General features: G+C 65.5%; 14 protein-coding genes. 1 reads left to right on the forward strand and 13 read right to left on the reverse strand.

Annotated elements, in window-relative coordinates; translation table 11 throughout:
* Position 1 precedes the first annotated feature (1 nt).
* The gene (locus ILT42_RS11660) at positions 2-856 is read right to left on the reverse strand and encodes a sulfite exporter TauE/SafE family protein (RefSeq protein WP_204215766.1); all 855 of its coding nucleotides are present in this window, start codon (positions 854-856) and stop codon (positions 2-4) included.
* Between the two features lie 129 nt (positions 857-985).
* On the opposite strand from ILT42_RS11660, the gene ILT42_RS11665 reads away from it, so the two are divergent.
* A complete protein-coding gene (locus ILT42_RS11665) occupies positions 986-1,432 on the forward strand; it encodes a GNAT family N-acetyltransferase (RefSeq protein WP_204215767.1) in 447 nt (148 codons plus the stop codon).
* A 64-nt stretch (positions 1,433-1,496) separates the two neighbouring features.
* Here the strand turns inward: ILT42_RS11665 and ILT42_RS11670 are convergent, their stop codons facing one another.
* The 12 genes from ILT42_RS11670 to xdhB form a co-directional block, all read right to left on the reverse strand.
* A complete protein-coding gene (locus ILT42_RS11670; RefSeq protein ID WP_204215768.1) occupies positions 1,497-2,282 on the reverse strand; it encodes an ADYC domain-containing protein in 786 nt (261 codons plus the stop codon).
* Positions 2,283-2,337: 55 nt separating this feature from the next.
* A complete protein-coding gene (locus ILT42_RS11675; RefSeq protein WP_204215769.1) occupies positions 2,338-2,571 on the reverse strand; it encodes a hypothetical protein in 234 nt (77 codons plus the stop codon).
* An 11-nt stretch (positions 2,572-2,582) separates the two neighbouring features.
* Complete coding sequence (locus ILT42_RS11680; protein WP_204215770.1) at positions 2,583-2,837, reverse strand: hypothetical protein; 255 nt, start codon at positions 2,835-2,837, stop codon at positions 2,583-2,585.
* A gap of 94 nt (positions 2,838-2,931) precedes the next feature.
* Positions 2,932-3,939 carry a tRNA dihydrouridine(20/20a) synthase DusA gene (dusA, locus tag ILT42_RS11685; RefSeq protein ID WP_204215771.1) on the reverse strand — a complete coding sequence of 336 codons (1,008 nt, stop codon included), beginning with the start codon at positions 3,937-3,939 and terminating at the stop codon, positions 2,932-2,934.
* Between the two features lie 6 nt (positions 3,940-3,945).
* Complete coding sequence (locus ILT42_RS11690; RefSeq protein ID WP_204215772.1) at positions 3,946-4,254, reverse strand: addiction module antidote protein; 309 nt, start codon at positions 4,252-4,254, stop codon at positions 3,946-3,948.
* Positions 4,255-4,279: 25 nt separating this feature from the next.
* A complete protein-coding gene (locus ILT42_RS11695) occupies positions 4,280-4,582 on the reverse strand; it encodes a type II toxin-antitoxin system RelE/ParE family toxin (RefSeq protein WP_229428572.1) in 303 nt (100 codons plus the stop codon).
* Positions 4,583-4,667: 85 nt separating this feature from the next.
* Positions 4,668-5,012: a hypothetical protein gene (locus tag ILT42_RS11700; protein WP_204215773.1), complete on the reverse strand. Its 345-nt coding sequence runs from the start codon at positions 5,010-5,012 to the stop codon at positions 4,668-4,670.
* 13 nt (positions 5,013-5,025) lie between these two features.
* Positions 5,026-6,189 carry an adenylate/guanylate cyclase domain-containing protein gene (locus tag ILT42_RS11705; RefSeq protein WP_204215774.1) on the reverse strand — a complete coding sequence of 388 codons (1,164 nt, stop codon included), beginning with the start codon at positions 6,187-6,189 and terminating at the stop codon, positions 5,026-5,028.
* A 44-nt stretch (positions 6,190-6,233) separates the two neighbouring features.
* On the reverse strand, positions 6,234-6,707 hold the full coding sequence (gene ybaK / locus ILT42_RS11710; RefSeq protein ID WP_204215775.1) for a Cys-tRNA(Pro) deacylase: 474 nt from the start codon (positions 6,705-6,707) through the stop codon (positions 6,234-6,236).
* A gap of 25 nt (positions 6,708-6,732) precedes the next feature.
* Positions 6,733-7,377 (reverse strand): urease accessory protein UreE, encoded by a 645-nt coding sequence (locus ILT42_RS11715; protein ID WP_204215776.1) that lies wholly within the window; start codon positions 7,375-7,377, stop codon positions 6,733-6,735.
* A gap of 110 nt (positions 7,378-7,487) precedes the next feature.
* A complete protein-coding gene (xdhC, locus tag ILT42_RS11720) occupies positions 7,488-8,435 on the reverse strand; it encodes a xanthine dehydrogenase accessory protein XdhC (RefSeq protein ID WP_204215777.1) in 948 nt (315 codons plus the stop codon).
* On the reverse strand, positions 8,432-10,807 hold the full coding sequence (gene xdhB, locus ILT42_RS11725; protein ID WP_229428609.1) for a xanthine dehydrogenase molybdopterin binding subunit: 2,376 nt from the start codon (positions 10,805-10,807) through the stop codon (positions 8,432-8,434). The genes xdhC and xdhB overlap by 4 nt, the downstream gene beginning before the upstream one ends.
* Between the last annotated feature and the right edge of the window lie 34 nt (positions 10,808-10,841).

A 10,841-nucleotide genomic window follows, 5' to 3' on the forward strand; every position in this document is an offset into this window, starting at 1 on the left:
GTCAGGACACGATCAGGCTGTAGAGGAAACGCAGGCTGATCACGAGGAGGAACGTGCCGAAGGCCAGCTCCAGACGGCGCTTGGACAGGGCGTGCGCCACCCGCGCGCCGATGGGCGCCATCCAGACGCTGGTGGGAATGAAAAGCAGAAACCCCAGGAGCGAGATGTAGCCGATGGCAAAGGGCGGCTGTAGCGCCGCGACGTCGGGATATTGTGCCGCCCGGGGCCAGCCCGCATAGATGTATCCCAGCGCTCCGGGGATCGAGATCAGGATGCCAAGCCCCGATGAGGTCGCCACCGCCTGATGGATCGGCCGGCTGTAGAAGGTCATGAACATGTTCGACAGCATGCCGCCGCCGATGCCCATGAGGCTCGACAGCACGCCGATGATCCATCCGCAGACCACCACCACCGGATTGCTCGGAAGCGTCGTTCCGAGCCGCCAGGAATCCTTGCCGACCAGAAGCCGCAGGCCGGAGAACCCCGCCACGATCACGAACACGGCCTTGAACAGGTCCGGCGGCGCATAGCGCGCCACCACCGACCCCATGACCACGCCGACGACGACGGGCACGGCCCACAGCCGAAGGATCGAGGTATCCACCGCGCCCTTCGCCAGATGGGTCCGGTAGGAGCGGATCGACGTCGGAATGATGATGGCAAGCGACGTGCCGATGCACAGCGGCATGCGCACCTCGTCCGGCACGCCGAGGATGCGGAACAGCTCGTAGAGCACCGGCACGGCAACCGCCCCGCCGCCGACGCCGAAGATGCCCGCCATGAAGCCCGTGACCGCGCCTCCGACGAGAAGGGCTGCCGCCAGCAGCGCCAGTTCAGAGGGGGATATGCCGAACATGGAATTGTCTCGTCAGGGCGTGGGGTTCCTTGTGTGGACGCAATTGCCCACGGGTGCAAGGCGGGCGCGGCTTTGCGCGCCGCGCCGCGTGTGCTTTCCTTCCCTGCAGGATGCGCCGCGGAGACGGGAATGATCAGGCTTGCGACCCTGGAGGACGAGGTTGCCGTGCGGGACTGCGCCCGGAACGCCTACGAGCGGTACGTCCCTGCGATCGGCCACAAGCCCGCCCCCATGACGGCCGATTATGCGGCGCAGATCGGCACCGGCGAGGTTCATGTGGCCACGGATAGGGCCGACGTCCTGCTGGGATTCATCGTCTTCCACGCGAGGGACGGGGATATGCTCCTTGAGAACGTGGCCGTGCAGCCCTGGGCTTCGGGGCGCGGAATCGGCGGAGGCCTGATCCGGTTCTGCGAGCAGGAGGCCTTGAGGCTCGGCTGCCGCGCCGTGCGGCTCTACACGAATGAAAAGATGACGGACAACCTCGCGCTCTATCCGCGTCTCGGCTACGTCGAGGTGGACCGCCGGGCGGAGGACGGCTTCAACCGAGTCTTCTTCGAGAAGCGCCTGGGCTGAGTGGTTCACTCGGCGCGGCCCATGCGGTCTCGTTCCGTGCCCGCCTGAGGCAGGTGCCCCAACGCTAGCGGGGCGTCTTCCAGGTGAGGCGGGACTCGTTGAAGATCAGTGCGCGGGAATCCATGCGGGCATTCTGCTCGAAGCACACATGCGCGCCCAGGCGACCCCGGAGGGCGGGATAGCGGGCGGCCAAGTCGTCCAGGCTTACGAGGTCGGCGATGCGGGGATGGTTGACGCACACGGCCCCATCGGGTCCCCAGCCGGCCTCGAACTCCATCCCCTTCACGCGTGCGGGATTCTGGATGCCGAATCGGTCGAACACGTTGATCGGCGTGCCACTGCGCGCGGCCGGATTGTCGTCGCCGCCGTAATCGGCGCGGATCATATGGATGCAGGCCCGGTGGAGGTCGCGCATCGGCACGTCGTCCCGCTGCTCCCAGGGAAAATAGCCGAACAGGATGCACTTGCCCTCGGCGCCCGCCGAGCAGGTGAGCGAAAAGCCGCTCGCCCCGTCCGGATAGGCGATGGCGGCCCTGTCTCCATCCCCGTCCGCCTGGCAGAGCGGCTTGAACCTGCCCGTCTCCCGGTCGCGGAGGGACATGCTGTAGAACGTCGCGGTGGATTGCCGGAACGGGCCCTCATAGACAATACCGTCGATGCGGACGTCCCGTTCGCGTCCCGGCGCTCCCAGGGTCAGCACCAGGCCGACCAAGGCCTGTCCTCGCAGTTCCCTGCCGTCATCGAGGCCCAGGACGAGGTTGAGACCCTCGGCCCTCAGGCTCGCGGCCCAGGCAGGCATCGATCCGACGAGGCCGAACAGCAGGGCGAGATAAATGGCAAGGCGGGTCATGAGGACGAATGACGGCCTCCCCGCGAAGGCGGGAAGGCCTGTGGGTTGGAATGGGTTATTTCACGACGACCCGGGAGCCATCCGGGAATGTGACGGATGCGGCAGTCGCTACCGAAACACCGTCACGCTTCAGATCAGCAGGAAAAGGCTCGCTGAATCCCGAGACCGAGGGTCCGTTCATGCCGTTCGGCGGCGGCCGCTCGTTCACACGAATGGCCATCGCTTGCGACGATGCCAGAATTCCGAGAGTCACAGCGCTGAAGAAAACGCTTCTCTTGATGCTCAACATAGTGCTTCTCCTCACTTCACGGTCAAGCGAGAGCCATCGGGGAAGGCCACCGATGCGGGCGCGGGAAAGTGCGCTTCGGACGCTGGAAAACCGTCGCCGGAGCGCTTCGCGCCCACCGGGAATTGCTCGTCGAAACCGTTGATCGAGGGCCCGTTCATGCCGTTTGGAGGCGGGCGCTCGTTGGCGCGCACGGCGAATGCCTGCGTCGATCCGAGCGCCGTTATCATCATCGCCGTGAGAGCGATCGTCGTCCTCTTGAAAGCCATTTGCGACCCCCTTGATTTCAGCTCCGAACTGTTCGGAACAAAACCAAGACTGAACGTTATTACATAAATGTAAAGGGGTATTTTTGCCGATGTGTCAGGCGACCAGAGCGGGCGCCGATGCAGGGTTGTCCGCGCGCGAGACATGCGCAACCGCGTCGCGCAGGGTCTGCAAGCCGGCGCCCGGTTTGGTCGCCTCGGTGGCGAGGTGGCGCCGGTAGGCGCGCGCGCCCGGACGGCCGGTGAAGAGGCCGAGCATGTGGCGGGTCATGGTGTGGAGGCGGGTGCCTTCCGCGAGCCGGGCGGCGATGTAGGGTTCGAAGGCTTCCACGGCCTCGAAAGCGTCCGCGACCGGCGGGGCTTCGCCGAAAATGTCCCTGTCGACGGCGAGCAGGATCTCCGGCTCGTGATAGGCCACGCGGCCGATCATGACGCCGTCCAGGTGGTCCAGGTGAGCCTTCATCTCGTCCACGGTCTTGATGCCGCCGTTGATGGCCACCGGCAGGCCCGGCCTCGCCCGCTTCAGGCGATAGACGCGCGGATAATCGAGGGGCGGGATGTCGCGGTTTTCCTTCGGGGAAAGACCCTGGAGCCAAGCCTTGCGGGCATGCACCGTCAGCTCGTCGCAGCCCGCCGCCACGATGCTGTCCGTCAGCGCGTCGAGAGCCGCTTCCGTATCCTGATCGTCTACGCCAATGCGGCATTTCACCGTCACGGGTAAGTTGACCGCCGCCTTCATGGCCGCGACGCACTCGCCCACAAGCATGGGCTCGCGCATGAGGCAGGCCCCGAAACGTCCATCCTGCACTCGGTCAGACGGGCAACCCACGTTGAGGTTGATCTCGTCATATCCGAAATCGGTGCAGATTCGCGCGGCCTGCGCCAGTTCCTTTGGGTCCGACCCACCAAGCTGCACGGCGACCGGGTGCTCGGAGGGATCGAAGCCCAGCAGCCGCTCCCGCGGACCGTGGATCACCGCCCCGGTGGTCACCATCTCGGTATAGAGCCGCGTCCGCCGGGTCATGAGGCGGTGCAGGTACCGACAATGGCGGTCCGTCCAGTCCATCATCGGCGCGACGGACACGAATATTGCGGTGTGTTTCATGGATGATCAGATGTGATGCGCTGAAGTGTTGGAGGGTTTCACCGTCAACTGTAAACCTAGGGCGGACAGAACCCGCAGAACGGTCGTGAATTCGGGATTGCCGGAGCTACCAAAAGCCTTGTACAGGCTCTCGCGCGACAACTCCGCGGACTTGGCAATATCCGTCATGCCACGCGCACGCGCTACAGCATTGATCGCGCTGCGGATCTCCGCGACATCGCCGGTTTCAAGCGCGGCGGCAATATATTCCGCTTGGCCTTCCGGTGTTCCGATGAAGTCAGTCGGATCGAATACTTGAAGCTCACTCACCTTCATAATTCTGCCTCTCCCGCGACCATTCTCAATCCTGAAGTTCAGTAGCGAGAGCTTTCGCCTTTGCTATGTCGCCCGCCTGCATCCGTTTATCGCCTCCGCACAAGAGAACGATGATCGCTGCGCCACGCCGCACGTAATAGACGCGATAACCTGGCCCATAATCGATTCTCATCTCCATCACGCGACCGCCGACGGACTTTATATCGCCCGGGTTGCCTATCGCCATACGATCAATACGCTTGACGATACGGGCGACAGCTCGATGATCGGTTAGGTCAGAGAGCCAACGCCTAAATTCAGGCGTCAGGCGGATATCCAGAATGCTCATATGTAATCTATAGGATACAAATTGTCGAGACGGCACCTTTTTGATACAGAATTTCGTTCACGCCAATCGTCAGCTGGAACACACCTTACGGTTTTCGACACCGAAAAGGCGGGAAGGTGCTGGCCGTGCCGGCATTCATGGCGCGAATCACCATGACATTGGCGAGATCCAGCTCCTCGGCGGAGCGGGGGCAGACGTCGCCGCTCGTGCACCCGGAGGCCAGGAAAGCTTCGTGGGTGGCGATGAAGTCCTGGCTCAATCCCTTGGTGCCGAAGCGCTTCAGGGCCTCGATCCAGGCGTCCTTGTAGCGGGCGCATTTGACCTCGGGCCAGCTTTGCGCCGGGTTTTGCTGTGGGGCTGCGTCCACGCTCCCGTTCGCGGCAAACGCCAAAGCTAAGATCAGGGAAGCTTTCAAGACAAGACGGCGCATGGAACGGTTCCTGTCAGAGATCGACCAGGGTGAACAGCTCGCGCATCGTGTTGATGCCGCGAAGCGCCTGATGGCCGAGGGATCGCACCGGAACGGGGCTCGCCTCCGCGACGCTGGCTGAGATCACGAGGGCGGTGCCCAGGGTCTCGCACAGGGCTTCCATGCGGCTCACCTCGTTCACGGCCGGTCCGATCACGGTGAAGTCCAGGCGGGCGGTGCTGCCGATATTGCCGTAGAACACGTCACCGCAATGGAGCGCCACGTCAAGACTCAGGGGTGTTTCGCCGGGATGGGCGCGATTGACCGCCGCGTTGCGGGCGAGCGCCTCCCTGGCGGCCCGCACGGCGGCCGCGCAAGCCTCCTTGCGCGAGCGCTCGGGCGTGATCGGGAACGCCGCGAGGAGCCCGTCCCCCATGAACTTCAGGACCTCCCCGCCCTCCTCCGCCACGGGCTCCGCCATGGCCTCCAGGTGTCCGTCGAGGCGACCGATGATGCTGGCGCCGGTCAGATCGGTGAGCGCCGTGAAGCCGCGCAGGTCGGCGAACAGGAGGGCCGCCGTCAGGGTGGTGCCCGACCCGCGACGGATCTCGCCGCTGAGGACCCGGCGTCCGGCCGACAGGCCGACATAGGTGTCGAGTACCGAAATCGTCAGTTCGACAAGCACCATGCGATAGGCCGCGAGCGCCAGGAGCAGGAGGGCATGGCGGATGGTCTCGATCTCCCCCGGCAGGAAGCCGCCCTCGCGCCCGCTGGAGAATGCGAACCCTACGCCGCGCAGGTCAGGTGAGCTGGAGTTTTCGAAGGGGACGAGCTGGGCCAGATAGTCCGTGCCGCCGAGGGCCCGGATGTCCTCGAAGAGGGGAAACGGCTCCTGCCCCGTCTCAGTGAAGTGCCAGTGCCGCTCCCGCGTGTCCTCGCGCAGCATGAGACCGAACGGGCTCATCTCGAAAGCGGTCTCGTTCCGCTCGTGGGAAAGCCTCTCGACGACGATGCCGTCCCGATGGGTCCAGGTGTTGTTGACCACGCGGATCGTCGGATTGACGGTCGGAATGGCGAGATAAGCCCGGACGACCGGGATACCTTGCGCCACCAGCCTCTCGGCGAACCCGGTGAGCAACTCGGCCAGGCTCGTGCCGTTGAGGCCCTGCCCGATGATCCAGTTTTCGAGACCTGTCATGGCTGCAGCTTAGCATGTCGGAACGGAATGTCGCCCTATCGCCCTCACACCGTGACGGCAGCCCGCTTGGCATCGAGGACACGGGCGGCGTCGCGGGGATCGAGCCGCACCTGCAAGCCGCGCTGGCCGCCATTGATGTAGACGTGGTCGTGGGCAAAAGCGGCCTCGTCCATGAGGGTCGGCACCCGCCGCTTCTGGCCGAAGGGGCTGATGCCGCCCACGTGGTAGCCCGTGATCCGCTCGGCGTCGGCGGGCTTCATCATGGCCGCGGATTTCCCCATGAAGGCCGCCGCAAGCTTCTTGAGATTGACCTCCCGGTTCGAGGGAACGATCACGCAGCCAGGCTTGCCGTCGATTTCGACCATGAGAGTCTTCAGGACGGCATTCGGGTCCGCGCCCAGGGCCTCGGCGGCCTGGAGGCCAATGCGATCCGCGTTCGGATCGTAATCATAGGTCTCGACCGAGAAGGCGACGCCAGCCTGCTGCAGGGTCAACGTAGCGCGGGTCGTCCTCGACATGGCGGCGCTTCAATCCGGCGCCAGGCTAGTGGCCGTGCTTATGATCGTGCTTGTGGCCATGGTGATGGTCGTGGCCGCACCCGCAGCCGGGACCATGATCGTGATGCTCATGGCTATGGGAATGAGCGTGCGCTTCCGCATGAGCATGGGAATGGCCGTGCCCATGATCGTCATGATGCCCATGCCCGTGGTGATGGCCATGATCGTGATCGCCATGGCCGTGATGGTGTTCATGGTCGCAGGCATGGGCGCTCTGCTCGGGCCTGAAGGCGCGCAGAACCGGCGTCGCCGTGCAGCCCTGGCCGCGCACCAGTTCCGCCACGGCCGGGTTGTTTTCCACGTAGACCGCCTCCGCCGTCACCTCGGCGAGGCCGTGCTGGCTGCCCAGGTGCCAGGCGAGACGCGTCAGGCGCAACGGGTTCTCGGCCCGCACCTCCAGGAGACTCTCGGCGGCGGCCTTCACCAGAACGAGGCTCCCGTCTTCGAGCCGCAGGGCATCGCCATCGTTGAGAACCGTCTCCATCTGGAGGTCCACGTCGATATGGGACCCGCCCTCCCCATGGATATGGGCTTGGCGGCGCGACCGGGCCGCGTGATCCAGCGTGACGGTGTCGACCACGCGATCGGGCTTCACGGCGGGCTTGCGGACGACGGTAACGGCGCGGGGCATGGCGGTCTCGGGTTTCGTGTGACGGTTGGGCGATAGATAAGCCTTCCGGGCGGACAAACCTAGAGGGATCTTCAGGGCCCGGGAGGCCGCGAGCCGCAGGCACGGGCGTCTCAGGTGCGTTCAGCCGCGGCTCTGTCCCGGACCAGAAGGAGCTGCGCGGTCACCGAGGCCGCGATGACGGCCGGCTCCTTGCCGGAGATGCCTGGAACGCCCACGGGGCTGACCAGGGTGGCGATCCGCTCCTCGCCGATGCCGAGCTCCCGGAACCGTTTCTCGAACCGGGCGCGCTTCGTGGCGCTGCCGATCAGGCCCACGTAAGGAAAGGGCCGTAGCAGCGCCGTGGCCGTAATCGCAAGATCCAGGGCGTGATCGTGGGTCATCACCAGCACGAGCGATCCGGGCGGAGCCCGGTTGACCTCGGCCACCGGATCGGAACCCGCCAGGAGACGGACATTCGCCGGGATGTGGGCCGGGAAGGCTTCGGGCCTATCGTCAACCCATGTCACCGTGAAGGGCAGCGGCGCCAGAGCCAGCACGAGGGCACGGCCCACATGTCCCGCCCCGAAGAGCAGCACCGGGGTCAGAACTTCCCCGTAGCGCTCGCGCCACCGGTCACGGTTGAGGAAGGCGGGCCAGCGCAGGCCTGTGGCACCGACGACATCCCGTTTGATCCGGCCGCCCTTGAGCACCGCCTGCACCTCGAAGGGTCCCTCCCGTTCGGTCTGCGCCAGGGCCTCCAGCGCAATGGCGTCTCCCCGATCAAAGGTCTCGATCAGCACCTTCACGCGCCCGCCGCAGCATTGCCCGAGGTCCGGGCCCAGGGCCTGATCGAAGAAGCGCGCGGCGCGCGGCCCCTCGGCCAGCAGGTCGGCCGCGTGCTTGAGCGTCTGCCATTCGAGCTGCCCGCCCCCGATGGAACCGTGAAAAGCGCCGTCCGGGCGCACGATCATGCGGGCCCCAGACTCGCGCGGGGCGGAGCCCTTCACATCATGGATGCTGACGAGGGCCGCGGCTCCATGGTTCAGAACCATGTCCCGCAGCCGTTCCCAGACCTTCACGCCATCGTTCTCCCGCGTACGGCCTCACAGGCCCGCAGGATGGCTTCTGGAGTCGCCGGCGCATCGAGCGGCACGGGCCTTGTCGGGTCGATGCTGTGGACTGCGTCCGTCAACGCGCAGAAGACCGCGTTCGCCAGCATGATCGGCGGCTCGCCCACGGCTTTTGAGCGGTAGATCGTCTCCTCCCGGTTGCTGTTGGGATAGAGCGCCACACGAAAATCCTCCGGCACATCGGACGCGACCGGGATCTTGTAGGTCGACGGCGCATGGGTGAGCAGCCGCCCATCGCGGTTGAACACTAACTCCTCCGTGGTGAGCCAGCCCATGCCCTGCACGAAGCCGCCTTCGATCTGACCGATATCGATGGCGGGATTGAGGGACTTGCCCACATCGTGCAGGATATCGACCCGCGTCACCCGGTTCTCGCCCGTCAGCGTATCGACCAAAACCTCGGCGCAGGCCGCCCCGTAGGCAAAATAGAAGAAGGGCCGCCCTGTCGCCTTGGCGCGATCCCAGGTGATTTTCGGCGTCTTGTAATGGCCTGCTTCGGATAGGGAGACACGGGCCAGGATGCATTTCTTGGCCAGTTCCACGAAGGACAGGCTCTCGTTTCCGGCAAAGACCCGATCCTCGCGGAATTCGACCTCGTCGGGCGTCACGCCGTGCATCTCCGCCATATGGGCCGCCATGCGCAACCGGATGGCGCGGGCTGCGATGCGGGCTGCCATGCCGTTGAGATCGGAGCCAGACGACGCCGCGGTGGGCGAGGTGTTGGGAACCTTCGCGGTGGTGGTCGACGTGATGCGCACCTGATCGAGGCTGATGCCGAACTCCTCGGCCACCACCTGCGCGACCTTGATGTAGAGCCCCTGCCCCATTTCGGTGCCGCCGTGGTTCAGGTGCACGGACCCGTCCTGGTAGACATGCACCAGCGCGCCTGCCTGGTTCATGTGCGTCAGCGTGAAGCTGATGCCGAACTTTACGGGCGTGAGCGCCAGCCCGCGCTTCATCACGGGCGACGACGCGTTGAACACGGCGACCTGACGCCGACGCGCACGGTAATCGGAGGTTCGCTCCAAGGTTTGAGTGAGTCCCAGAAGCGTATCGGTCTCCTCCACTTCCATGCCGAACGGCGTGTGGTTCTGTCCGGGCCGATAAAAATTGTCGTAGCGCACGTCGAGCGGATCGCGGCCGGTCGCCCAGGCGATCCGGTCCATCACATGCTCTATGGCCAGCATGCCTTGCGGGCCACCGAAACCACGAAACGCCGTGTTGGAAACCGTGTTCGTCTTCAGCCGCCGCGAGGCCACGCGCACGTCCGGCAGCCAATAGGCATTGTCCGCGTGGAACATGGTGCGGTCCACCACACCGCCGGACAGATCCGCCGAGCAGCCGCAGCGCGCCAGATGCTCCACCGAGAACCCCAGAATGCGCCCTTCGTCGTCGAACCCCACATTCCAGTCGCTGCGAAAATCGTGGCGCTTGCCCGTGAGGATGAAGTCGTCGTCCCGGTCGAGGCGCAGCTTGCAAGGGCGGCCCGTCACCCGCGCGGCGAGCGCCGCCATCACGGCCCATTGCGTCGCCTGGCTTTCCTTTCCGCCGAAGCCGCCGCCCATGCGGCGCGTCTCGCAGGTCACATAGGCGTCGGGAATCCCGAGGACGCGCGCCACCACGTGCTGCACCTCGGTCGGATGCTGCGTGGAGGAATAGACATGGACGTCGCCATCCTCGCCCGGAACTGCCAGCGCAATCTGGCCTTCGAGATAAAAGTGTTCCTGCCCGCCGATGCGGAACTGCCCTTCGAGACGATGGGGCGCTGCCGCCACGGCCGTATCGGGATCACCGCGACCGAAGGCATAATCCGGCAGCACGGTCTCGCCCCGCGCCAGCGCGTCCTCCACGGTGACGCTCGGGATCTCGTGCGCGATCTCCATGGTGGCGAGCTTGACCGCCCGGCGCGCCGCGTCCCGGTCCGTCGCCACGACGGCGAAGACGGCCTGGCCGAGGAACAGGATGTCGCTCTCAACGAAGAGCGGCTCGTCATTGAATGCCGGCGCGATGTCGTTCTTGGCCGGGATGTCCTGCGCCGTGATCACCGCGACGACACCCGGATAGGCGCGCACGGCGGACAGGTCCACGGACGCGAGCCTGCCCCGGGCGCGAGGCGATCCGCCGACGGCCACGTGCAGCGTCCCCTCAGGCTCGCGGATGTCGTCGATATATTGCGCCGTGCCCTGCACATGCTTGGGCGCGGAATCGTGCGGCAGCGATTGGCGGACGTGGCGGAGGAGCGCCTCACCCTCCCCTTGAGGGAGAGGGTCGGAGCGCGTCAGCGCTCCGGGGTGGGGTGGCAACGCGACATTCCCGGACATGGCGTTTCCCACCCGCTCCCGGCCCTCCGGGCCG

The sequence above is a fragment of the Microvirga pudoricolor genome (assembly GCF_016892705.1).
GTDB classification, from domain to species: Bacteria; Pseudomonadota; Alphaproteobacteria; order Rhizobiales; family Beijerinckiaceae; genus Microvirga; species Microvirga pudoricolor.